The organism is Candidatus Symbiopectobacterium sp. NZEC127 (assembly GCF_025962675.1).
GTDB lineage: Bacteria > Pseudomonadota > Gammaproteobacteria > Enterobacterales > Enterobacteriaceae > Symbiopectobacterium.
Window position 1 is genome coordinate 1290313 of sequence record NZ_JAGFPG010000001.1, and the last position, 24928, is coordinate 1315240.

Below are 24928 nucleotides of genomic sequence, written 5' to 3' on the forward strand. Positions count from 1 at the left end.
AACCAGGTGCAGAGGGTTAATCTTACGGCTACACCCGCGCACTCCTGACTATGCGAGAAATAAAATACGCGATAGCTGACAACCTTAGCAGGATATGCAACACTCTCTCGTACAAATGTACGACGCAAAAAAACGATTATTGATGGTGAATATTCATAACCGGTCAATAATCACACTCACTGCTATGCGTGCTGTGCAACCCGATAATGCGAGTAAGGTTGGTTGTTATGTCTTCATCCGTTTTGCGTCAAAAAGTGGCGCTATTCGCCCTGATGTTTTTGCCCGGCTTCGCCTGGAGTTCCTGGATCACCCGAACGCCGTTGATTCGGGACACGCTGCATGCCTCTACTGAGGTTTTCGGGTTAATTCTGTTTGGTTTTTCCTGCGGTTCCATGGTGGGAATACTCTGGTCAGGAAAACTGATCAACAAGTACGGCATTCGCCGCGTTGCGCTGGCGGGTTTTATGTTGCTGGCCGTCGGTTTCCTGCTGCTGGCCGTAGCGCTGCTACTGGCAAATCAACAGATGGCTTTCTGTGCGCTGGCGCTGTTTGGTATGGGACTGGGCATGATTGATATTGTCTTGAATATCGAAGGTGCCGCGTTTGAACAGCATATCAATCAAGTCATCATGACCACGCTGCACGGCTTTTTCAGCCTGGGCACGCTGGTTGGCGCGCTGATCGGCATGGGGATGACCGCACTGGACATCAGCATCAACCTGCATTTTGGCATAATTATCAGCCTGACTGCACTGACGCTTGCATTACAATTTACCCATATGCCTTGGGCCAGTGCTCTGGTGGCAGAACAGCACAGTGACAACCGCAGCTATAAAGCGCAGGTGATTCATGAACTGAAAGACACACGCCTGGCGCTTCTGGGCGTAGTGATTTTAGCGATGGCGCTGGCGGAAGGCTCTGCCAATGACTGGCTGCCGTTGTTGATGATCGATGCGCATGGTTTCAGCCATACCTCCGGCTCGCTGTTCTTTGTCGGGTTCGCCGCCGGCATGACCGTCGGGCGCTTTGCGGGCGGTTACATCGTCAACCACTTTGGCCGCACGGCCATTCTCAAATTCAGCGCGGTTTCAGCCGCCGTCGGGCTGGGGCTGATTATTTTAACCCATACACAGTGGCTCGCCGCCCTGGCGGTAGTCCTGTGGGGGATTGGCGCATCGTTGGGCTTTCCGCTCACTATCTCCGCCGCTGGCGCTACCGGGGAAAATCGCGCGGTGCGCGTCACCCTTGCTGCCATCCTCGGCTACATCGCTTTTCTCGTCGGGCCGCCAGCGCTGGGTTTTATCGGCGAACATGCCGGGCTGCGCATCGCCATGCTGCCGGTATTGTGCATGGTAATCCTGGCGTTTTTCTGCACATCAGCCGCCAGTGAGAAAAAAGCGCCGTTAAAGCATCCCGCGTGATGCGTTTTGACCTCGCCGTTGGTGCCTGTTGTCTGGCACCAACGGAAAAGCGAGACAGTCATTATCTTGAGGATGGCCGCCACGCCTGACGATTGACCATTCCGATGCCGGCACACACCAGCACCAACGCGATGGCATAGCGCCATTCCAGCATTTTCTCGCCCAAAAACAGCGCAGAGAGCAGCACACCGGCAACCGGGATCAGGAAGTTAAACGGCGCAAGCACACCCACTTTGTTGTATTTCAGCAGTTGGCTCCACAAGGCAAAACTGACCGACGAAATCAGCACCAGATATAACAGCACCATGCAGGCCGTACTGCTTTCGACGCGAATACTGCCCCCCAAAAGGTAGCCCACCACAAGCATCACCACGCCGCCAATCGTCAGTTGATAGCCCGTCATCATTGTCGCATCCATGGCAGCAGAGATACGTTTACCGTAAATACTCGCCGCAGAGATTAAAAACGCCGACATCACGATGAAGCCGTCGCCCATCAGCGTAAACGTGAAATCGCCCAGCCCGTTGATATTCACGATGGCAACACCCATAAAGCCCACCAGACAGCCGATACTTTTGTTGATGCTCAACTTGTCATTGTGGTACAAATAATGCGCCAACAGTACGCTGAAAAACGTCTGGGTGGCATTCATGATCGACCCGTTAACCCCGGTAGTGTGCGCCAGACCAATATAAAATAGCGTGTACTGCACAGCGGTTTGGCTTAACCCGAGGATCACCAACTGTTTCGGTTGACCCGGCATTAACTGCGTCAGTGAGCACCCTCGTATTTTTGCCAGCAGCAGCAACAAGATGCCTGCAATCGCAAAGCGATAACCGGCAAATAACAGTTTCCCTGGAATATCGCCGTCAGCGATATGAAAGAGCGCATAGCCATTTTTTATCGCTGGATAAGAACTTCCCCACAGCAGGCAACAGAGTGTCGCCAGCAAAAATACCACTTTCCTATTGGTATAAAATGCAACCATGTTATTCAAAACAATCTCCTTCCCCGACTCTGAACGTCAGTACTCTCACGACCAACGCATTTTCAGGCCTTGGTTTTCGAGATAGTTTGGATTATGGGTTCAGAATAAAGACTCACCCAGCGGTGCAACAGCCAAATATTTGAATAAAATCCCATGCCGTTCCACTTTTAAAAATAAAAATCACAGTAATATATTGATTATTAATAATTTTGCTTAAATGAAAATATTTTCGTTTATAAATTTGAAGAATATAACAGACTGAGATAACGGATGAAATAGCTGTATATCGCCTATCTTTTAGAATGAAACACCAACGACATCGATTATCGCCTCATGGTGCCGGATAGCGTAGAATGCAGCAGTGGTAACTTTCACTAGCCCAGCGCATCAGTAATGGGGAAATAAGGAGCAGGATATGGCCGTTTCGTGCGATCGGGAAGACAATGGCACAGATACACGGACCAGAATCGCTCAGGCAACGTTAACCGTGATCCTTGAGCACGGCGTGCGTGGGGCAACCTATCGCCGGGTGGCGGCGCAAGCGCAACTGTCGCCGGGAACGTTGACGTACCGTTATAAAAGTATTGATGCCCTGCTGATCGACGCGTTCATCGTTATGATTGACGAAATCTCTCACGCCTTTCATCAGCGCCTGGCACAGGCAGAAGACATTGACGATGCCTGTGAGGCCGTCGCCGATCTGATTTGCGGAAATATCTGGGCAACGCCGAACCACCTGACGTTAAGCTTTGAACTCTATGCGCTGGCTTCGCGCCAGGAAGCCTATCGTGCGCTGTTGCAGGAGTGGATGTCGCGCAGCAGAGCCGCCCTGCACCGCCATTTTAGCGAGGAGACATCATGGACGCTGGATGTGTTGATTGAGGGGTATACCATTCATAACTTTTTTAATCGTCATCCCATGAGCCGGGAAAAAATTTTACAGGCGATCGCCCGACTGGTGCGGGAATAAACCGGTAACCCGCGTCAACCGAGACCCGTATTCACGCGTTTACCAATCTCTTTCAACTGCGCGTACTTTTCCAGCAACGCCGGGCTGTCATCCAGACTCATCACAAACATCCATAAGTAGGTCATCACCGAATAGACGTGTCCGGCATCAATGCCTTTTTTCCCTGCCATCAGCATGATGGCACCGCCAAACAGCAGTGCCGATGCGGCACCAATCGCCAGATAACCCCATGCTTCACGATCGGAAAGGCGAATTCGTAACCGGGCCATCACATCATAATGACGGTGCAGTTTTCCTTCTCCGGCGTTACTGACGATCGTAATATCCTTTTCCAGCCGATTATTAAGCCGTTGGTACAACGCCTCATTGCGACGCGTGTACTCCGCCAGGAAAAAAGCGAAAAAAATCAGTATCCCCAGGCAGAGAAACCCAGCCGTCCGCTCAATCGCCAGCAGCATGACAACGGCACCGCACATCGATGCCAATGACGTAATGAACAGGGGTAAATGCGTTTCAAAAAAGCTGACAAATTCCCGAGACAGCGCCACACGGGCGGCAATGGTAGAGTTATTCTGCGCGTCCTCGCGCTGCGTCAAAATCACCGGGACAGCAAGCGCGGCATAAATACGCGCAAAGGTACGCGTATCGATACTGCGCCGCGCGGCGCCGATCACCCACATAAATAGCACCAGCACGGCATAAAAAATCCCCTGCGCCGCCTGACCGCTCATAATCGCATTGATGGCAAACCCCGCCAGTAAGGGATAGAGCAAATAGACCACGTTCTCCGCCACAACCAGCAAGAGCGTTAAAAACAGCTTTTTCTTATGCCTGACGGCCAGTTTTTTCAGTGTGCCCATCGCGCTATGAGAGCGCGCAGTGCTGACATGGTAAGATGTGTTTTGCATGGTCATTCATTCGTGAGTGATAATTTTGAGCACCTGCTCAAAACCGAACAAAGTGTATTTGAGCGATTGCTCAAAGTCAATGCGGACAAAAGTATGAAAGAAGATCGCACCACACTGCGGGAAAAAATTCTGGATACCGCTATTGCCCTTTTTATCGAAAAGGGCAGTGAAAATGTCACTACGCGCGAGTTAACAGAAGCATTGAATCTCTCACGCAGCCATATTTACCACTATTTTTCGGACTGGCAGACACTGTGTCTCGACGCTTATTCGCGTTTTATGCTGACCGATTTAGATAATTTCACCCAAACCGTGCAGGCAGCGCCGCCCGAGCAACAGCTGCGCGCGTTTATTACCGGATATTTACCCGAAACTACCGATGCTATCTGGCAGCTTTATAGCGCATTGTGGCGCAAAGCTATTCGTGAAGCGCGTTATGCCGAATTGGCGTTAGCAATGACCCATGCCTGGGATCGGTTATTGAGCGACATTATTGCAGCGAATGTCACGAAGGATATCGATGTGATGCAGGTCACCCGCCAACTCAGTGCATTACTCAACGGCTATGCCGACCATCTGATGATTAATCCAACACCAGAGGCTCGCCGTCAGGCAATGAATGATATTGACGCTTTTCTCCAGCGTAGCTTATAGCGACAAACATCAATGCCTTGGGAATACAGGCTGCGGGCATAAGTGCCCCAGTACATATTTTGGGAAAACGCGGTTGATAAACGCGGGTCGGTTGGTTGCCCTGTAACGTTTTGCTCGGCAATCAGCCCCGCCGATGTGGCCAGCAAATCGCGGGCGCGCCATTAAGTTTGGGTTTGGCAAAGAGGAATCCCTGAAAACGCCGAATGCCCGCGGCTTCTAACCAGCACCACTCTTCCACCGTTTCCACCCCTTCCGCAACGACACTGATCTCCAACTCCGCGCAACATTTAACTATCGCCTGGACGATAGCCTGCTTGGGCCCATGAGCCTGGATATCCGTTACGATACTGCGATCAATCTTGACCTTTCCGGGCTGAAACTTCGCGAGCAGCGATAGTCCGGCAAACCCGGCACCAAAGTCATCGATAGCCAGACCGATCCCCGCCGAACGTAATTGCCGAATAGCGGAGGAGAACGCGTCAAAACTGGAAATGACTTCATCCTCCGTCACTTCAACGATGACCTGTTCAGGCACCAAGCCATTGCGGGCAATCTGCTCCAGTAAAATATCAACGGCATTCGGCACCTTGACCAGCGACATTGGCAGCAGGTTAATAGAAATTTTATGGCTACCAATATTGATATTTTTCGCCAACGCCAGCGCCCACGCTTTGGACGAAAGATCGGTTTCATGCAGTTTGTCAGGCGGGATCGACGCAAAAAAAGCCTGTGGCGACTCACCGTTCGGACCACGAATCAGCGCTTCAAACGAGCTGATTTGTCCGCGCAGCGGCTCAACGATCGGTTGCAACGCGAACTGGCAAGGTTGCCCCAAAAACGACGATTCTGGTGGTGAAGCAAAGGGCGGCGCTTCTGATAAGAAGCCCCACGACTCAGGCTCGCTGCTGTAGGCCAGCTGTTTCTTCCAGCGCCCTTCCACAAAGGTACGAATAAATTTATAAATCCGGTCATCACTCGCCAGGTTATAGCGCAGCGCGCCGGTTTTTATCACCGCACGCAGCACGGCACCGGGTTTATCATGGCGTAAATCAAACAGTGCCATGCCCATATTGATAAAACGGCGCTTCGCCGCATAATCACGCATCAACTCAACCACGCTGTCATGGCGAGGATCGTCGCAGATAGCGTCATATAGCTGATTCACGATGTCGGGTTCACCTTCCAAAACCTGAAGAAAATGGCTGCCATCAAAGATCAGAATACCGGTCAGTTGCAGCGTCACATTACGCGCCTGAGACTGCGCCACTAGCTTATCGAGCAGCGATAGATCAAAGATTCGGCTTGCACGGCTTCGGTAAATCAATGTAGACAGCATAAGACTCAGACTCTTAGAAGAAAAATAGGTGTTTCAATATACCCACCATCAGGGAAAGGCATTGTGGTAGATAAGATACCAGACAAGACGCGTCACGCGTATCACCGTTTTTCCTAAACGTACTACGCCGACAATCCATGTTCAGCGGACGATTACGGCTGGTAAGGTGTCCACTAAAAGACACGTTCATGGACAAAGATTAGCAGCAACAAAATTCATCCTCCAGTTTTCAATGCCCTGCATTGCACCAATAACCCGTTGACATCAATCACTATGCCTACAAACCGTCATCGATAACTACGGTAGAAAAGCGTTTCTTGCTAATGTTGTGAGTGCATCCGACGGAGAACGCGTCACCATACTAATCTCGCCTTTAAATCATTCAGCATATCAGGCTATTACTGGAAACTATCAGAAAACCGCTTGATCGATGAGCATCGCACATATACTGTATTTATATACATATATAGAGAAAATCATCATGCCGTTATCCACTCCCGCACTGCTCCCACGCCTCAGCGTCAATACCGCTTCGTTGCCCTTTTTTATCGAACACGTCCCCTGTGGTTTCCCCAGCCCAGCGCAGGACTACGTGGAGGATCGGCTCGATATCAATCAACTGGTGATCAAGCACCCCAATGCCACTTACTTTATCCGTGTCAGCGGTGATTCGATGATTGATGCCGGCATTGGCAACGGCGACTTACTGGTGGTTGATCGGGCATTGACGGCACAGCACGGTGATATCGTGGTGGCCGCCGTGGACGGCGAATTTACCGTTAAGGAGTTGCGCACCCGCCCTTTTCTGCAATTGGTGCCGCATAACACGCGCTATTCACCGATACACTTTCAGCATGAGGAAGCGCTTGAGATCTTCGGCGTGGTTACTTTTACGGTAAAAGCCATGCGCTAGCGGGAGAAAACATCAAAATGCGTCTAGCGCTCGACGCATCACATTCGGTTAAATCAGCCCTTCTTCTTTACAGATCAACCATAAACGCATGTCAAACTCGTACTGATGGTAGTCCGGCTCCATGTGACAACAGAGCTGATAAAAGGCTTTGTTGTGGTCTTTCTCACGCAGGTGCGCCAGTTCATGCACCACGATCATGCGTAAAAAGGCTTCCGGCGCGTTCCTGAACAGGGTTGCTATCTTGATCTCATTCTTGGCTTTTAACTTCCCGCCATGATTTTTGGAGATAAACGTATTGGTGCCGAGCGTGCCTTTAACCGGATTTAACGCGCCGTCATACATAATTTTGGCAAGCGCGCTTTCCTTTTTCAGATAGCGGTTTTTAATGCCATTGACATACTCGTAGAGCTGCTTGTCATTTGTCACCGTATGCGTCGCTGGGTACTTTTGTTTAATCACCGCAGCCAGCTTGCCAGATTGCAGCAAGCTATCGACACTCGCGATCAGTTCTGATGGGTAATGCTTTATGTAATCCAGTTTGCTCATCGTGGCCGTAAACGCGTCAGTATCCGTGAATGCACAGGGCGAAAATTTACCGACATGCTAATCGATTTTGCTCACCGAGGCTATCATGGAGCATGTGTGTCATTTGCCTGCACGTGCGGCGAATAAAAATAGTTATCCCGCCCTATCAATGCATTGCTGGCAGCACATGCAATACCGCTTGATCGTCCCACCCTCACAAATGTACTGTATATAAATACAGATACAGAGATTTACACCATGTTTGCCCTTATCGACGTCAATAACTTCTATACCTCCTGTGAAACCCTGTTTCGCCCGGACCTGCGCGGAAAACCGGTGGTGGTGGTGTCCAACAATGACGGTTGCGTGATATCTCGCTCACGAGAAGCCAAAGCGCTGGGGATAAAAATGGCAGCGCCCTATTTCATGATGAAAAAAGCGTTTCCCGATGCGCAAATAGCCGTGTTCAGCTCGAACTACACCCTCTATGCCGACATGAGCAACCGCGTCATGGCCACGTTGTTTGAGCTAGCGCCAACGCTGGAAATCTATTCGATCGATGAAGCCTTTATGGATTTGTCCGGCGTCAGCAACGCCACGCCTCTTGCTCTGTTAGGCCAGCAGATCCAGCAAAAAGTGCTTAAAGAGATCGGGCTGCCGGTCGGCGTCGGTATCGCACAAACCAAAACGCTGGCCAAGCTGGCAAATCATGCCGCCAAGATGTGGCAAAAAACAGGCGGCGTGGTGGATTTGTCGAATACCGATCGACAGCGCAAGCTGCTGTCACTGGTGCCGGTCAGCGAGGTGTGGGGCGTGGGTCGGCGTATCAGCAAAAAACTCAATCTGATGGGCATAGAAACCGCGCTAAACCTGGCGGAAAGCCCAACCTGGCTGATTCGCAAACACTTTAACGTGGTGCTGGAACGCACCGTGCGTGAATTGCGCGGCGAACCCTGCCTCGGACTGGATGAGTTTGCACCAACAAAACAGCAGATCGTCTGTAGCCGTTCATTCGGTTATCGCATCACTGATTATGTCGATATGCATGAGGCTATCTGCGCCTACGCCGAGCGCGCCGCCGAAAAGCTACGGCAGGAGCAGCAATATTGCTGTCAGGTGAGCGTGTTTTTGCGCACCAGCCCACATGCCGATGGTGAAGTCTTCTATGGTAATCAGGCCTCCGGCAGAGTGAGTATTCCCACCAGCGACACGCGCGACATTATCCGTGTGGCTACTCAGGCGCTCGATCGCATCTGGACCAACGGACACCGTTACATGAAAGCCGGTGTCATGCTGAGCGATTTTTACAGCCAGGGCACGGCCCAGCTTAATTTGTTCGACACCAACCAACCGCAAGCCAATAGCGCGACGCTTATGCAGGTTATTGATCAGGTAAATACCTCAGGAAAAGGGGCGATATGGTTCGCCGGACAAGGCATTCAGCAGCCCTGGGCGATGAAGCGCAACATGTTGTCACCTGCGTATACCACCCGGTTTGCCGACTTGCCGATTGCAAAGTAGACGACAGCACTCACCAGCATGGCACGCACAACCCACTGCGGTAGAAACACGGCGCGATTATTGCGTCACCATATCCATGACCGGCGTCAGTAATTTATTTTTTCGGTTACGACGTAAAAAACTCAGGTATATCGATTTATTGATTTTCTGCTTTAGCGGAATAGTCACTACATGCTCACGTTTATATAAATCAACAATTGAGCTGGAAAATAGCGCAATGCCCGCATTGCTCTCAACCATATCCATCACAATATCGATCTGGCTACACTCTTTATACTGTCTGGGCTTAATACCCGCCAGAGAAAATGCCGTTGAAATAATAGAATATGCCCCCGTATCCTTTTGCGGCAAAATAACGTTTTCATGCGCCAAGTCTGACAAACCTATCTCCGATTTCGACGCCAGCGCGTGCTGTGGCGGCAACACCGCGACAACGTGATCTTCCAGCACGAGATGATGATCCAGCAGACCATCGTCAAGCTCCTCTTGTGACGGGGTACCGAACGCCGCCAGCAACGTTGTATTTTTCACTTTTTCAATCAGGGCATGGCTGGAGCCGTCGACAAAGGAGTAATTAATATTTTTGGCGGTCTGATTTAATGCCAGGAAGTTTTTAAAAAAATCCATACGCCCGACAGGCGGAATAACGCCGATAAAAGCATGATCTAATGTCCCCTGCTCCTGATGAGCATCGACGATCGCCATTAACTGATCGAATTCATCGACAATGCGCTCACAGCGCTGCGCAAAAATAGCACCAAATTCCGTCAGTGAAAAAGTGCGTGTCGTGCGGTTGATTAATTTGATGTTGATCTCTTGTTCTAATTTTGTAATTGAGTGTGTTAAGTTCGATTGTGAAATATTTAACATAATCGCGCTCTTGGTAAAACTGCCAACTTTACTAAGAACCTGAAAATGAATGATATTTTTAATATTCAACATGAAATGAAAAACCTTTTTTATCGAAATTATTAATAAATGATATCCATTATTTCAAAAAAAATAATGTGAGGCTAATCCCACTATCCTGATCGCTGTTCCGCAACTATAGCCGCCATCAATTTATCGGCGAACAGGAGTAACAATGCTTCAAAATAATTATGACGTTGTGGTGATCGGCGGCGGTGCCGGCGGTGTTGCAGCAGCCATTGGCGCAGCACAGGCAGGGAAAAAAGCGTTATTGGTGGAAAGAAACTCCTATTTGGGAGGGCAAGCCACGCATTGTTCAATTCCGACTTATGACGGCTTTTTTACGCGTCATGAAAATAGCGAACAAATAGCGGGCGGCGTCGCCAGCATGGTAATGGAGAAACTCAAACAATACCACGGCTGCGGCGAACCGCTGAGATCGCCATGGGGCAACGTTATGTTCCCGGTGAACAACGAAATGACCAAGATTGTATTGGAAGAGCTGGTCATGCAATCCGGTGCCCACCTGTTGCTAAACAGCCAGCTGTGCGACGTGGTGCGCAGCGGAAATACCATCAAAAGCATTACCTTACTGACCGATGGCGGCAAGATAAACATCACGGCACAGGCCTTTGTCGATGCCAGCGGCGATGGCAACCTGGTTTACCTGTCCGGTGCGGAACACACGTCACCCGACGTAGAAAACCTGCAATTCGGTTCGCTGCTGACACGCTTTGGCGGCGTGGCAAGCGATGCGGATGTCAGCCCGACAGCGCTGCGTGCCGCCATCGCCCAAGGCAAGGCGGCGGGCATTACACCGCTCAGCAAAGACAGCGGTTTTGCCATGCGTATCGTCGGTACCGAGGATGTCATCGCCATTCTGTGCAATGAGAAGGTGAACCCGCTCGACGCCGACAGCCTGACACAAGGACAAATTCGCGCACGCAAGCAGGCGATGGCCTATCTGGACACCTTCAAACGCTACTTGCCGGGTTTTGAACAGGCCTACGTCATCAACACCGGACCGCATATCGGTATTCGCGAATCGCGCCATGCGGTGGGTGAATATGCGCTGACCGGTGACGATGTGGTCAATGCCGCCACCTTTGACGATGCCATCGCACGCGGATGCTGGCCGATTGAACGCCATACCTCTGCCAACAAGATGCAGGTATATACCTGGATCAAAGATGACGGCTATTACGAAATTCCACTGCGCAGTCTGAAAAGTATCAATATCGATAATCTGTGGTTGGCGGGAAGAATTATTTCCTGCGACAACGAAGCCTTTGCTTCGGTACGCGTTATGGGTACGGCATTTTTAACCGGTCACGCCGCAGGTATTGCCGCCAGCATGAAAAACACGCCAACAGAAAACGATATAACCGCGATCCAAAGCGAATTAAAACGACAAGGCGCGCTCATTTAAATCAGGGAAACACAATGAAAACAGAAACGATGGTTCAACCTACCTCGCATATTACCCGAAAGCACATTACGATATTTGTGCTGGTGTATGCCTGCTATTTACTTTCCTTTTTTTCACGGTTATTGATTAACCCAATAATCCCCACCATTTCCGTCGACCTGGGGTTAACCAAGGCGCAAATGGGCGGATTTATGTCTGCCTTTTATCTCGGCTACGTGTTGACCAATCTGCCGGGAGGCCTGTTAACCGACAAACTCGGCTACCGTAAAGTGATTCTCGGTACCCTGTTGGCATTAGGTATCAGTACCCTGCTGTTTGGCACCGTGACCAGCTATAACACCGGCTTTATGATCCGCGTGCTGGCCGGTATCGGCTCCGGGGCCACGTTCTCCGCTTGCCTGCGTGCCATCTTTGAATGGTTCCCGAAAAACAAAGGGATGGCGACCGGCATTCTGCAAACCGGCACCACCGGCGGATTACTGCTGGTGAATCTGGCAGCACCGCCGTTTACCGAGCAGCACGGCTGGCAATACACCTTTTTTATTATGGGATTGATACCGCTGGTGTTCTTTGCGCTGTCCTTCTTCTACCTGCCTAACCCGGTGCAGACCGATAAGCCCAAAGCCAGTAGCGCCCCCTCGACGTTCTGGCGTGACGTGCTGTCGATGTTCAAGAACCGCAATCTGGTGTTACTGGGCCTCTCTGGCTTCTTTGCCATGGCTGCCACCTGGGGCACAGCATCATGGGCAAACACCTACCTGAACGGTCAACTGAACTTGTCACTGGTGACTGCCGGTTCCTGGATGTCGCTGTATGCCATTGCTTCCGTGATCGCCAAGCCGCTGACCGGCTCCCTGATGGATAAATTCCAACGCAAAAACAAGAAATATTATCTGTCAACATTGCTGCTGGTGCTGGTGCCTGCGCTGATGTGGTTTAGTCGCAATAACAGCGTCAGTGCGCTTTATGTGCTGATTCCGCTGTTAGGGATCACCGCCTTCGCTTACAGCCCGGTAATGAATACGTTTATCGGTGAGCTGGTTCCGGTAGAAAAAACCGGTGCGGCAGTGGGATTCCTTAATACCATTTGGCAATTGGGATCGTTATCCGCACCGATCGCTATGGGGATGATTCTGGACACCTTTGGTAACAGCTATTATTACGCCTTCTCTGCGCTGGCTGTCTGTGCGTTTATTTCTGGGATTATCGTATTGTTTATTTCCTTGCCCCAGAGTGAGAAATAAAAAAAGATGCCCGAATATAACGTTCGGGCATCGCGTTATTAGCCACACAGCGCGCTGTTCACTCTGCACGCCCACGTCGATAATCACGATAGCAATGGCAAACAGCATGCCTCACGTCGAGATTCATGAATTATACTCATTGGTGCATGCACATTTTGCTATCTGGTATCGGATTACGCGATGCGCTACGCTCGACGTAATACCGTGTCGCGCCGCCATAACACGACGATGCGCGCTAATCGCCAGCCGCATCATCCTTTTATTTCGACGCAGACCGTCAATCACGCCAAACAGAGAGCCTACCATGAAAACTATCGGTTACGCCGCATTGAGCCCCAGCACGCCGCTCACCCCGTTCACCTTTGAACGCCGCGCCCTGCGCGCCAATGATGTGGCTATGGAAATTTTATACTGCGGCGTGTGTCACTCGGATTTGCATACGGCACGCAACGACTGGGGTTGGACGCTCTACCCCGCCGTGCCCGGCCACGAAATTGTTGGACGCGTCACCCAGGTCGGGGCCGACGTTACCCGTTTTCGCGTGGGCGATGCGGTTGCAGTGGGTTGTCTGGTCGACAGTTGCCAAGAGTGCGACCATTGCCACCAGGGCGAGGAGCAGTTTTGCACCAATGGCAGAACCGATACCTATAACGCACCCGATCGCATTACCGGAGAAAACACCTACGGCGGCTACGCCAAGCATGTGGTGGTGCGTGAAGAGTTTGTGCTGCGCGTGCCGGATACCCTGACGCTGGCGCATGTCGCGCCGCTGCTGTGCGCGGGCATTACCACCTATTCTCCGCTGCGCACCTGGAATGTCGGCCCCGGCAGCCGGGTTGGCGTCATTGGGTTGGGCGGTTTAGGCCATATGGCCGTCAAACTGGCGGCGGGTCTCGGCGCTGATGTCACGGTAATGAGCCGCACCAACAGCAAAGAAGCCGATGCGTTATCACTCGGGGCTGACCGCCTTCTGGTCTCCAGCGACAGCGCTGCCATGGCGGCCGCACAATCCCATTTCGATCTGATTATTGATACCGTTCCGGTCAAGCACGACGTGAACCCCTACATGCCGCTGTTGAAAGTCGACGGCACGCTGGTGTTGGTGGGGCAAGTTGGCCCGCTGGCAGAACCGACCACGGTGCCGTTGATCCTCGGACGTCGACGTATCGCAGGGTCGTTGATTGGCGGCATCCGCGAAACGCAGGAGATGCTTGATTTCTGTGCGAAAAAACAGATCCTGCCCGATTGCGAAATGATTCGTATGGACCAGATCAACGAGGCTTTCGATCGTATGGAACGCGCCGATGTGCGTTACCGTTTTGTCATCGATATGGCCTCACTGCCTGCGCCCAGCGCACAGTAATAATCTGAACAACGCGCCGCCGCACAACGCCGGTGGCGCAAACCGGAAGGTTGCATGCTGAAAGAAAACTTCAACGATCTGATGTCATTTTTGGCGGTTGCCAGAGAGCGGAGCTTTACCAAAGCCGCCGCTCACCTTGGCGTATCGCAATCCGCGCTGAGCCATTCGGTACGCAGTCTGGAAGAGCGTCTGGAACTGCGATTACTCACCCGCACCACGCGCAGCGTCGCGCCGACGGAGGTCGGCGAACAACTCGCAAGCCGTCTTGAACCACATCTGGCCGATATTGAAAACGAACTCATCGCGCTGCGCGACATGCGTGCGCGTCCGGCGGGCAATATCCGCATCACGGCCGGTGAACACGCCACCGATTATGTGCTGTGGCCCATACTGAAATCATTCCTCGCGACCTATCCGGATATCAACATTGAAATCACGGTTGATAATGCACTCACCGATATCGTCAGCGAGCGCTTCGATGCCGGCATTCGTTTAGGCGAACAGGTGGCAAAAGATATGGTGGCGGTGCGTATCAGCCCGGAGATGCGCATGGCCGTTGTTGGCTCGCCCGCCTATCTTGAGCGCAACGGCGTGCCCTCATCCCCTCAGGCGTTGCAGCAACACCGTTGCATTAATATGCGTTTGCCTACGCTGGGCGGATTGTATGCCTGGGAGTTTGCCCATGCCGGTCGCGAAATGCGAGTACGCGTGGATGGACAGTTAACCTTCAACAGTTTGCGCCAGCGCATTGATGCCGCATGCCACGGTTTCGGCCTGGCTTACGTACCGGAAGATGCGGTTTCCAGGGAACTTGAAGCAGGCACACTGACGCGGGTGCTGGAAGAATGGTGCGCGCCGTTTCCCGGCTACTACCTTTATTATCCGACACGCAAGCAGCACCCCACGGCATTCGCCCTGTTTATCGATGCGATACGCTATCAGGATAAATGACCTACGGAAAACCGTGCAGCACAAACATTCAGCACTCAGTAAAAAAGCGGTAACAAAGCACTTGCCATCATGTGAGGACAACGCCATAATAGCGCCCACTCCTCCAGCGGGAGTGTCAAAAAATGTATCTAATCAACTAATTGATTGATACTACATACAGTACGACCATAGCTCAGTTGGTTAGAGCACCACCTTGACATGGTGGGGGTCGGTGGTTCGAGTCCACTTGGTCGTACCAATTCATGTTCTATAGATGTCTACCGATGTCTATAACACTCTGAAAAGAAGAAAAATTCTATCTTCTTTTATTCCAGTATAATCTATCGACGTCCACTCAAATCCGATGACATTGAGTACACATTTAAGTCCATTTGAATGCGGGTGATTTCGGTTCCAGATTGTTACTGTTAGGCAGCACCATCGTGAACAAAATCCAGCTCGGGTCCTTGTCAGGAGCGATGCTCATGGTACTTTCTGCTATAACTGTTCGCCAAGCCGTGCTGACGTGCGCGATGCGTGAGTTTCCCGCATCAAGATGAGGCGAGTGACCGCAAGCGTCCGACATAGAGAATAAGCGAATCGGCATGAGGTATAGCAATCACTGACTCATCCAACGTTAGCCGTTATCCAGATACTGGCTGATACCACGTATTGCGCATGCATAAGCGATACGCCACAGGTGTCATTATTCAGTGAAAATATGCTCGCGCTTTGTTTTGATCGAAGGGAGTACAGTGATTGCTAGCAGCACCAATGCCATTAACAGCAAACACAGACTGATGGGTTCTTCGATGAAGACGGCATAACGTCCTCGCGACATCATCATGGCCCGACGCAGGTTTTCCTCCATCAACGGCCCGAGAATAAAACCCATCAGTAAAGGAGCTGGCTCGTAGTCATAAGCCACCAGCGCAAATCCAATCAGCCCAAATAGCGCCGCCGTAAAAATATCAAATGAACTGCTCGCCACACTGTATATACCAATGCAACAGAACATGATGATAACCGGATACAGTAACCGATAGGGAATTCGCAACAGTTGTACCCATACCCCAACCAGTGGAAGATTGAGCGCCAGCAGCATAATATTGCCAATCCACATACTCGCAATCACACTCCAGAACAGAGTGGGTTGGTCCGTGATAAATTGTGGGCCCGGTGTAATACCGTGGATCATCATCGCACCCGCCATCAAGGCCATGGTGCCATTAGAGGGGAGACCCAGCGTTAATAAGGGAATAAACGACGTTTGAGCCGCTGCATTATTAGCAGACTCGGGCCCCGCGACACCGGCAATCGCGCCGTGACCAAATTGCTCAGGATTTGCCGACACCTTTTTTTCTACCGTATACGAACAGAACGTTGCCAGCGCCCCACCGCCACCGGGCAGCAGTCCAAACAGCGACCCAATCAGCGTACCGCGTAACACAGGAACCGCCGATTGACGGAGATCGTCACGGCTTAGCAAAACACGCCCGTGGGGAATAACGTTGCCCGTAGATTGTTCCCGAAGGGAAACCACACGGATGATTTCGCTGATACCAAACAGCCCCATCGCCAGCGCGACAAAACTGATACCATCCGTGAGTTGGATAATGCCAAAGGTATAACGCTCTATCCCTGAATTGACATCAACCCCCATCAATCCGAGCAGCATCCCTAGCACCATTACGGCAAACGCCTTAAGCAGCGATCCCTGTGCCAGAACAATCGCACCGACAAGGCCAAGCAGCATTAACGAGAAATAATCAGCAGGCCCAAAAAGCAACGCCAGAGAGGAAAGCAGCGGCGCACAGAGTGCGATAATGATCGTCGCTACACTGCCTGCGAAAAATGAGCCAATCGCAGAGATAGCCAGTGCTGGCCCTGCCCTGCCTTGCCGCGCCATCGCATGGCCATCGAGGCAGGTGATTACCGATGAGGTTTCACCTGGAATATTGAGCAAAATTGACGTGGTAGAGCCGCCATAGGCTGAACCGTAATAAATCCCCGCTAACATAATCAGCGCAGCGCTGGGATCGAGTAAAAAAGTGAACGGCAGCAACAGTGCAATCGTCACCAAAGGCCCTACGCCGGGCAAGACACCGACAAATGTCCCTAGCAGGGCACCGAGAAAGCAATAGAAGAGATTATTCAGGGTGAATACGGCATCCAGACCGCTGGCAAAACCGTTAAACAATTCGCTCATTGCAGGGGCCACTCGTTAAACGGAATAGCGAGTACTTTTACAAAGAAAAGATCCGATAGTCCGGCCATAATAATCGCCAGGATAATAATCTCTTTGGTTCGCGTTTCTCGCGTACCCAGTGCAGCACCGGCAATAGCCAACGCACTGGATACAATCACTCCCGCTACGCTGATGATGTATCCAAACAGAATAATCACACCGAGAATAAAAAACAGCGGACGCACGGCTGAATGAAATTTATCGGTTTTCCAAACCTGGCTTAACGTTCCTCGCAATGCAATGATAAAACCCAACAGAGCAAGCAATCCGCCAAGAAGCGCGGGAACATAGCCCGGCCCCATTTGCGATGCGTTTCCTACAGGGTATTTGACGATCGCTATCGTCATTGCAGCACTACCGATGAGCAGTAGAAACCCACCCGACACGGTATCGTCACGCGTATACAATAATGACTTATCAGACATCATGGATCGCTTCCGAAAAAGACCAACGAGAGCGTGATATCAGCAGGATAAATCCGTTATCCCGCTATCACGATTATTTTGCTTCAATGCCAGCCAGTTTCGATAAGCGTGCCCATTCAGCAATTTCGCTCTTCACAAAATCACGCAATGCCGGTGGCGCAATATTTCCATAGGGTTGATAGCCAAGCTCGGTCAATTTAGCGCGGATAGCCGGGTCGTTAATCGCCTGATTAAAGGCTAGGTTGAGCTTTTCCACCACGGGCTGGGGCGTCCCCGCAGGCGCAAAGACGGCTGCCCAGGCATTGGCATTGATCCCTTTAATACCGAGTTCATCCAGTGTCGGTATAGTGGGATACTCCGGGAGACGTTCGGGAGAGGAAATAGCCAATATCTTCAATTTATTCGCTTTCACCAAGGGAGCCGTTGCCGCCATTCCATCAAACATTAACGCAACGCGACCAGCCACAAGGTCCACCAACGCAGGAGCGGAGCCACTGTAAGGGATTTCGACGGTATTAACACCTGCGATTTGATTAAACAAAATGGCTTTGAATCGTGTTGGTGAACCTTGCCCGGCAGACGCGTAATTATATTTACCCGGATTTGCTTTCAGCAGTTGGATCAACTCATCAACTGAATTAACCGGCAAACTTGCAGTGACCACCAGCGGCGAAATAAATTCGGCCAACAGAGCAACGGGTTCAAAATCCGTGACCGGGTTATAGGAGAGCCCCGCTATCTGTGACACGTTCGCTGCATGGGTCGATGAACTCCCCAACCCGATGGTATAACCATCCGGTTTAGCATTAGCAACAGCCAACGCCCCTAATGTGCCAGCCGCCCCGGGTCGGTTTTCTACCACAAGCTGCTGCCCGAGGATATCACTGACTTTAGGCGTAATATGCCGAATAAGGATGTCTTGGCCACCACCGGGATTGAATGGCACGATGAAGCGAATTGGTCGTTCGGGATAAGCCTGCGCGGTGAAAACAGCAGAAAACATTAGAAATAAAAAGAGGATAACACGACTAACAGTGTTCATTATTATTGCCCCTGTGCAATAAAAACCCATCGTTTAAAATGATATAAAACAGTTATCGATATAGGCTAATGCTTTTATTATCACTGAATCTGAATAAATTAAATTTCTAACCCCATTAAAATAAACCTCTCATGCAGTTTATTTTTTGTCAAAGCAAATTTTCTGCTTTGCTTTCTCAAAACCACACAGACAGACTGCAATCTGTTGCTCTTTGATAATAGCTAAAGGGCCGATAATAAAATGCGTTTTATAGACTCATGTGAAATATTTTCTTTGCCAATTCCATTATTGTATTAATATTCCCCGTTCATTAGAAAGCCGTTGCCAACAAGAAGGCCCGCGCAATCGCGCAGGCCTTCTTGTTTCATTTCCGTCGCGCCAATGGAAGGCCGCGCAAAGCGTGGATTACTGCACCCGCACATCAAAACCAGGGAAGTATTTTTTCGCCAGTTTCTCGACCGTGCCGTCATCCTGCACCTGCTTGATGGCTTTATCCAACGCCACTTTTAGCGCCGTGTCGCTTTTACGCAGGCCGAAACCGATGCCGCTACCGAGAATAGTCGCGTCGTCCACCGCCTTGCCAATAAAACCAAAACCTTTACCTTCCGGTTTATCCAGGAAACCGGATTGTCCTGCTGCGGCCATCACCAGCGTGCCGTCCAGGCGGCCTGCCGCCAGATCTTCATAGGCCAGATTCTGGTCTTTAATCAGTCGTTTTACCATGTCGCTGTCACTTTCATCGCTGAAGTTGGCAAAGCTCGCCAACATGAAGAACGAACCGGCGGCGGGCAATAATTCAAATAGGCCGTTCTGTAAGGCACTCACCAGTAGATCGCGTTTGTGTTGATAGAACGTTCCGAGTGACAGGTAGGTTGCCGGGTCCGCCATATACTCCGCAAAGGCGTACTGCATCGGCGTGTCGGCGGAAAACATCATAAATTGGTGGATTTTCAGGATCTCGTCCATCAACGCGGCGGGGGCTAAGCAGTAACCGACGCGCCAGCCAGTGACATGAAACGTTTTACCGAACGACGAGACGATCACGCTACGTGAAGCCAGTTCATTGTGAGTCGCCATGCTGTGATGACGCTGGCCGTCAAACACCACGTGTTCGTAGACTTCGTCAGAGAGGATCACAATATCGGTATTGTATGTCAGTCGTGCCAATTGCGTCAGATCGTCAGCACCTAGCACCTGGCCGCTCGGATTATGCGGCGAGTTGAGGATGATCATGCGGGTACGCGCAGTGATGGCAGCCTGTACTTAATCCCAATTGATGGTGAAAACCGGTGCGGCTTATTATCTGGTGCATCGACCAGGGCTGGGGGGACGCGTGCAGGCGGAATGGTTAACGGATTTTCTTGCCACTTTTACTGATTGCCTGATGGCTGATGGCTGATGGCTGAAATGACCTTGTCCCTGAAAAAAGTATTACGTCTCTAGCCACCCGTTTGCCCCCAATGCCAACCCCAAATTGGGCAAACACGAGTCTCAGGCATGATGGGTATTTCTATTCAGTGTGGCGTTAACCCCTAAATTTATTGATGCGATTTTGTTCCGCTTCATATAGCATCTGAGTAAAAATAGAGACCTTTGAAGGTCTGAATTTTGCTGAAGGATAAACGGTATAAATGCCACCAGATGGCAGTTGCCAGTCAGGTATTACCTGAACAAGCTTTCCTGATTTGATGTCATCATTGACCATAAAATCTGGCAGAACTGATAGCCCCGCCCCCTCACGAACAGCAGATAACACCATTGATGTCGAGTCGATGAACATGACAGCATTCATCTCCAATGAGGCTAATTCACCGCTCTTACCGGAAAAGTGCCAGTATAATGGATCATTCAATATCAAATTTGCGATGAATGGAAAATCGACTATTTCATCAGGATTGCAAGCCGTGCGAATACGTTCACCTAATTTTGGAGAACCGACGATCAACTGTCGAAATGTGCCAATTTTCCTTGCCTGTGACGTGGAATCAGCCAACCAACCTAAGCGTATATCAATATCGAGTTTTTCATTATAAATATCCAGCTTTTGATCACTCACTTTTAATTCTATTTTGCAATTGGGGTAGCGATTACAAAAGTCTGTCGCAACTTTCATTACCATTGCCGAAGCATAATCATAAGTGGCTGATAACCTTAATAAACCCGTTGGTTCCTCAACAGCCTGGGCAAGCTCATCGAATGCATTTTCAGTCTCCCCTAAAATCGTCATGCATCTGGCATGCAGATGTTTACCCGCCTCGGTGGGATGAACATAGCGGGTAGTACGAATCAGAAGTGTGACTCCGGTGTCTTCTTCCAAACGAGCTACCTGTTGGCTGACAACCGCTTTAGTAACCCCGAGATTTTCGGCAGCACGCGTAAACGAACCGGTATTTACCACCGCTGCAAAATAAACCAGTCGGTTAAGATTGAATTTAGCGTTAATTGTCGCTTTACGTTTAATTTTTATCATCCTTAGCCGTATAGTAAAAGCATACAAACTGTCAATTTTGTTTATCTTCTATAATAACATTTTTAGTGGCATTATCTTTGCGTTGACTATGAAAATAGATATTTTGATCCTGGTTAACCGTTCTTTTCTGTTAACCAATGTGTTCATTGCATTTTATCATTTATGCTATGGAATACGCATTGGCTGGCTCATAATACTTTATAAGCTAACCTGGTGCTGAAAACAACAGTCTCCCAGATCGGGATAAAATAACGACTCGTGTTAATGCACCAGTGGCGCTATATGCAGTGGAATAATTAACATGACGAAATTGCGTTTAACATCTCTCACACTATTGATGTCTCTGTCAGCATTTGCCAACACCGTATACGCTGAGGTCACAGAAGCACCGTCTACGGTATCAGCCCATTATCGGGTACCATCCAGTACAACCGTCTTGCAACCGGGAGAGAAAGTAGCCAACCTGTTTAATCTGAACATGCAGGGAGGGTATGTACTGCAAAGACTGACGCAACAAACGTATTGGTTCCAGTCCGGCTTTTACGCGACCATTTTCTATGTAGGCGATAACGGCGTGCTGCTGTTCGATCCACTAGAAGGCCATGCAAAACAACTGTTAACTGCCATACAGTCTGTAACGAAAAAACCAATAACGGCTATCGTATATTCGCATGACCATGCGGATCACATCGCGGATACGCCAGTGTTGCTTGCTGAGCTCAAAGGACAACCTCACCCGCCACGGCTGATTGCCTCAAGTGCAACTGCCGAGAAAATGATCCGGCTTAACAGTTCATTACCGCGTCCGACAGAGGTCGTAAGCTGGCCGAATGGCAGTTTCACCTTCGAAAAGCTTACTGTTCAACTTTACGGCTTTGAGCACGCCGCGCACACAGAGGACCATGCAGCCTGGTTGCTGAAAAATGAACGCATACTCCATGCGCCGGATCTGCTCAATCCCGATCAACCGCCATTTTGGAATTTCGCTGGCTCAGAACGTTTTACATACCTTGAGCAGAATATTAAGCAAGCCGACAGTCTGCCTTGGGACTACTTCAGCGGCGGACATGGTAATATCGGTTCACATGATGATTTCTTTTTTCATCTGAAATTTATTGGCGATCTCAAAACCGCAGTGTCGAAAGCGATGAAGGCAGTCCCGTTTGGTGCGGGCGTAGATACAAAAGCGATCAATGCTCATACGGTAATGCTTCCCTCCTGGTATGGCGAAATAGCACGACGCGCAACGGAAGAATTGCGTCCCGTTTATGGAAAATATTATGGTTTTGAAACAGCTACGCCAGCCAATGCACAGATGGTTGCCGAATATTTCCTGAGCTATCGCTAAATTAACGCGTTGACCCGTATGGTGATCGGTAAGTTAGCCACTTCACGATTAACAGAACGGGTCATTGCTCCTGCTTTATACATCTTTTTGTCCAGACGCCGCGAACTATAAGAACCGGCTTTGCCGCAGGCAAAATAAGCGAATCAAGCCTCCAGCAAACGTGTCAGATAGTGCGCCACGTCGACCGTTTCAATATTGTGACGCACATTAAAGGTGTTCGCCTTGTCCCACCACATGCCGTCGCCCAATGCGAAGGCGGCACGGTAGCGCACCATGACGTTATCGGGTGCAAGAGTGAGATCGGTATGCAATTTGTCCAGCGTCCACAGCGTCTTCTCGAACGTCTGTCCGGTGATGCGCTCAATGACATCGGCCAACTCGCCGTATGAGATCGTGTCCCCGGCAACGAATACCACCTGATCGACGATGCGCGGTTCAGCCAGCAGGATTTCCGTGGTGAGCCTGCCGATGTCTTCCGGCGTGGTGACCGTGACCTTGGTGTCCCACGAGCCCAGACCGTGGATGGTCCTCGCCGTCAGATTCACCACGTCGAACTCTGGCTCGAACAGGAAACTGGTGAACATGCCCGTGGAGACGATCACCCACTCGGACTGCCGCTGGGCGCGCAGCAGTTGCCGCACGTCGTATTGCTCGTCGAACACCGGCTGGCCACTGCCCTGCCCCACCACGTCGTAATCCACGCCGAACTGCCAGGGAAAGTAACGCTCAACGCCTGCGCCCAATGCGGCGCGAGTGATCTTGAGCTGGGTACCGGGACCGGCCACGAAGCCAGTGCAATTGATCACCGTACGATAGCGCTCGAACAACACCTGGAGGGCTGCGACATCGCTGGTCAGGTCAAAGCCGATGACCTCCACCCCAAGCGCTCGCAGGGCATCAAGGCTCTCCATGTTGCCGGGAGTGGAACTGGAGAGGGTATGCGGCGAGACGATAACCGTGACCGACTGACGTAGTGCGGCCGCACGTGGAGCGAGTGCGCGCAGTACCGCCATCCCCAGTTGGCCGGCCCCAAGGACCAGCAGGTCGCGGCGATCGGGTTCGTTGTTTAACATTGCCATAATTTTCTCATTCCGAATAAATGAAGGATTTCGCATTCGACCTTACCAGCGGGCCATAAAGCGGTCTATTGACAGTCATTGCCTGAATATCATTGTGATATGCGTCAACACCCCGGTATCTTAGAATCACCTAAGCAGATGAAAAAGCGGACAGGGTAACTTTCATAATTCGAATAAATGCAATAATAAAACACGTCTATCCCCTGCGGGGGATGGAATAAACGCTTCACTCCCGTGTATCGGCTCCCAGGAGATATTCTATGGACAGGCTGCAAGCCATGGAGACCTTCGTACGTGTGATCGAGGCCGGCAGTTTCCGTCAGGCCGCCGACACGCTGAACGTACTCCCCTCTACTGTTACTCGCAACATCAAGGAATTGGAGTCGCATCTGGGCGCACGGCTGCTCAATCGCACCACACGCGCCCTCAGCGCCACCGACGCCGGCCTGCGCTTCTACGACAGTTGCAAGGCTATCCTGCGTGAGCTGGAGGAGGCCGAGGCACTGGCATCCCAGCGGGCCGAAGCGCTGCGCGGCACCATCAAGATTGGTACCACCTCATCGCTAGCCAGACATTGCCTCATTCCTGCGTTGCCAGCGTTCACACGCCGCTATCCGCAGATCGAACTGGATCTGCGCCTGTCTGACACCACCGTTGACGTCGTACAACAGGGCCTGGACTGCGTCATTCGCACCGGTGCCCTGCGCAGCTCACAGTTGGTGGCCCGACGCATCGGCAACTTTCACTGGATCGTCTGCGCAGCCCCGGACTACCTCGAACAGAATGGCATACCCGGCAATCTTCAGGCATTGAAACAGCACGTCGCCGTAGGCTATCTCGGCGGCCACGCAGGGCGCTTTGCCCATTGGCAATTTCAGGACGGCGCACAGGCGACCGCGATAGGCATGAAGGAGAGTATTCGCGTCAATGATACCGACGCCTACGTTGATGCCGGCATCGCCGGCTTGGGTTTGATACGCGTGGCCAGCTACATGGTGCGCGAACACCTGACCTCAGGGCGGTTGATCCGCGTACTCGAAGGTTTGCATGCCGAACCGGAGCCGATTTCCGTACTGTATTCATACAGTCGGCACCTCTCCCCGGCCGTGCGCGCCTTCGTAGACTGGAGTGCCGAGGTGGTGGCCCAGGCTTCAAAACAATGGTAATCACGCGTTATCAGGACAACAACAAGCAAAGCACCAGAT

Annotated in this window: 21 protein-coding genes, 1 tRNA gene and 1 pseudogene; 12 read left to right on the forward strand and 11 right to left on the reverse strand. The window is 51.0% G+C overall.

All coding sequences use genetic code 11. From position 1 onward, the window contains the following. Positions 1 to 227 precede the first annotated feature (227 nt). Complete coding sequence (locus tag J5069_RS05815; RefSeq protein ID WP_264642952.1) at positions 228 to 1421, forward strand: MFS transporter; 1194 nt, start codon at positions 228 to 230, stop codon at positions 1419 to 1421. A gap of 61 nt (positions 1422 to 1482) precedes the next feature. Here the strand turns inward: J5069_RS05815 and J5069_RS05820 are convergent, their stop codons facing one another. After that, on the reverse strand, positions 1483 to 2409 hold the full coding sequence (locus tag J5069_RS05820; protein ID WP_264643744.1) for a DMT family transporter: 927 nt from the start codon (positions 2407 to 2409) through the stop codon (positions 1483 to 1485). Between the two features lie 415 nt (positions 2410 to 2824). On the opposite strand from J5069_RS05820, the gene J5069_RS05825 reads away from it, so the two are divergent. Then, positions 2825 to 3379 carry a TetR/AcrR family transcriptional regulator gene (locus tag J5069_RS05825; RefSeq protein WP_264642953.1) on the forward strand — a complete coding sequence of 185 codons (555 nt, stop codon included), beginning with the start codon at positions 2825 to 2827 and terminating at the stop codon, positions 3377 to 3379. Positions 3380 to 3393: 14 nt separating this feature from the next. On the opposite strand, the gene J5069_RS05830 is transcribed toward J5069_RS05825, so the two are convergent. Then, positions 3394 to 4287: an ABC transporter six-transmembrane domain-containing protein gene (locus J5069_RS05830; RefSeq protein WP_264642954.1), complete on the reverse strand. Its 894-nt coding sequence runs from the start codon at positions 4285 to 4287 to the stop codon at positions 3394 to 3396. Between the two features lie 93 nt (positions 4288 to 4380). On the opposite strand from J5069_RS05830, the gene J5069_RS05835 reads away from it, so the two are divergent. Continuing rightward, positions 4381 to 4941, forward strand: a complete 561-nt coding sequence (locus J5069_RS05835; RefSeq protein WP_264629186.1) for a TetR/AcrR family transcriptional regulator — start codon at positions 4381 to 4383, stop codon at positions 4939 to 4941. A gap of 121 nt (positions 4942 to 5062) precedes the next feature. Here the strand turns inward: J5069_RS05835 and J5069_RS05840 are convergent, their stop codons facing one another. After that, positions 5063 to 6277, reverse strand: a complete 1215-nt coding sequence (locus J5069_RS05840; protein WP_264642955.1) for a diguanylate phosphodiesterase — start codon at positions 6275 to 6277, stop codon at positions 5063 to 5065. 481 nt (positions 6278 to 6758) lie between these two features. Here J5069_RS05840 and umuD point away from each other — a divergent pair, with 481 nt between their 5' ends. Next, positions 6759 to 7190, forward strand: coding sequence for a translesion error-prone DNA polymerase V autoproteolytic subunit (gene umuD / locus J5069_RS05845; RefSeq protein WP_264642956.1), 432 nt, complete (start codon positions 6759 to 6761; stop codon positions 7188 to 7190). A 48-nt stretch (positions 7191 to 7238) separates the two neighbouring features. On the opposite strand, the gene J5069_RS05850 is transcribed toward umuD, so the two are convergent. Then, complete coding sequence (locus tag J5069_RS05850; RefSeq protein WP_264642957.1) at positions 7239 to 7736, reverse strand: YgjP-like metallopeptidase domain-containing protein; 498 nt, start codon at positions 7734 to 7736, stop codon at positions 7239 to 7241. 237 nt (positions 7737 to 7973) lie between these two features. On the opposite strand from J5069_RS05850, the gene umuC reads away from it, so the two are divergent. Further along, a complete protein-coding gene (gene umuC, locus J5069_RS05855; RefSeq protein ID WP_264642958.1) occupies positions 7974 to 9236 on the forward strand; it encodes a translesion error-prone DNA polymerase V subunit UmuC in 1263 nt (420 codons plus the stop codon). A 57-nt stretch (positions 9237 to 9293) separates the two neighbouring features. Here the strand turns inward: umuC and J5069_RS05860 are convergent, their stop codons facing one another. After that, positions 9294 to 10178, reverse strand: a complete 885-nt coding sequence (locus tag J5069_RS05860) for a LysR family transcriptional regulator (protein WP_264628359.1) — start codon at positions 10176 to 10178, stop codon at positions 9294 to 9296. A gap of 142 nt (positions 10179 to 10320) precedes the next feature. Between J5069_RS05860 and J5069_RS05865 the strand changes: the two genes are divergently transcribed. The 5 genes from J5069_RS05865 to J5069_RS05885 all read left to right on the forward strand — a co-directional run bounded on the left by J5069_RS05865 (position 10321) and on the right by J5069_RS05885 (position 15370). Next, a complete protein-coding gene (locus J5069_RS05865; RefSeq protein WP_264642959.1) occupies positions 10321 to 11574 on the forward strand; it encodes an FAD-dependent oxidoreductase in 1254 nt (417 codons plus the stop codon). A 14-nt stretch (positions 11575 to 11588) separates the two neighbouring features. Then, positions 11589 to 12818, forward strand: a complete 1230-nt coding sequence (locus J5069_RS05870; RefSeq protein ID WP_264642960.1) for an MFS transporter — start codon at positions 11589 to 11591, stop codon at positions 12816 to 12818. Positions 12819 to 13122: 304 nt separating this feature from the next. After that, positions 13123 to 14181, forward strand: a complete 1059-nt coding sequence (locus J5069_RS05875; RefSeq protein ID WP_264642961.1) for an NAD(P)-dependent alcohol dehydrogenase — start codon at positions 13123 to 13125, stop codon at positions 14179 to 14181. A gap of 54 nt (positions 14182 to 14235) precedes the next feature. After that, positions 14236 to 15132, forward strand: coding sequence for a LysR family transcriptional regulator (locus J5069_RS05880; protein ID WP_264642962.1), 897 nt, complete (start codon positions 14236 to 14238; stop codon positions 15130 to 15132). 161 nt (positions 15133 to 15293) lie between these two features. Next, positions 15294 to 15370, forward strand: a tRNA-Val gene (locus tag J5069_RS05885). 447 nt (positions 15371 to 15817) lie between these two features. Here J5069_RS05885 and J5069_RS05890 read toward each other — a convergent pair. From J5069_RS05890 to J5069_RS05910, 5 genes and pseudogenes are all read right to left on the reverse strand, one after another. Further along, positions 15818 to 17320, reverse strand: a complete 1503-nt coding sequence (locus tag J5069_RS05890) for a tripartite tricarboxylate transporter permease (RefSeq protein ID WP_264642963.1) — start codon at positions 17318 to 17320, stop codon at positions 15818 to 15820. After that, positions 17317 to 17787 carry a tripartite tricarboxylate transporter TctB family protein gene (locus tag J5069_RS05895; protein ID WP_264642964.1) on the reverse strand — a complete coding sequence of 157 codons (471 nt, stop codon included), beginning with the start codon at positions 17785 to 17787 and terminating at the stop codon, positions 17317 to 17319. The genes J5069_RS05890 and J5069_RS05895 overlap by 4 nt, the downstream gene beginning before the upstream one ends. Positions 17788 to 17857: 70 nt before the next feature. Continuing rightward, a complete protein-coding gene (locus J5069_RS05900; protein WP_264642965.1) occupies positions 17858 to 18826 on the reverse strand; it encodes a Bug family tripartite tricarboxylate transporter substrate binding protein in 969 nt (322 codons plus the stop codon). A 651-nt stretch (positions 18827 to 19477) separates the two neighbouring features. Further along, positions 19478 to 20122 (reverse strand): annotated as a pseudogene (locus tag J5069_RS05905) (aminotransferase class I/II-fold pyridoxal phosphate-dependent enzyme); the annotation flags it as partial. Between the two features lie 229 nt (positions 20123 to 20351). Then, the gene (locus tag J5069_RS05910) at positions 20352 to 21296 is read right to left on the reverse strand and encodes a LysR family transcriptional regulator (RefSeq protein WP_264642966.1); all 945 of its coding nucleotides are present in this window, start codon (positions 21294 to 21296) and stop codon (positions 20352 to 20354) included. Positions 21297 to 21597: 301 nt separating this feature from the next. Here J5069_RS05910 and J5069_RS05915 point away from each other — a divergent pair, with 301 nt between their 5' ends. After that, positions 21598 to 22644, forward strand: coding sequence for an MBL fold metallo-hydrolase (locus tag J5069_RS05915; RefSeq protein WP_264642967.1), 1047 nt, complete (start codon positions 21598 to 21600; stop codon positions 22642 to 22644). 143 nt (positions 22645 to 22787) lie between these two features. Here the strand turns inward: J5069_RS05915 and J5069_RS05920 are convergent, their stop codons facing one another. Then, complete coding sequence (locus tag J5069_RS05920) at positions 22788 to 23717, reverse strand: aromatic alcohol reductase (protein ID WP_413542218.1); 930 nt, start codon at positions 23715 to 23717, stop codon at positions 22788 to 22790. A 266-nt stretch (positions 23718 to 23983) separates the two neighbouring features. On the opposite strand from J5069_RS05920, the gene J5069_RS05925 reads away from it, so the two are divergent. After that, positions 23984 to 24889, forward strand: coding sequence for a LysR substrate-binding domain-containing protein (locus tag J5069_RS05925; protein WP_264642969.1), 906 nt, complete (start codon positions 23984 to 23986; stop codon positions 24887 to 24889). Positions 24890 to 24928: the final 39 nt, after the last annotated feature.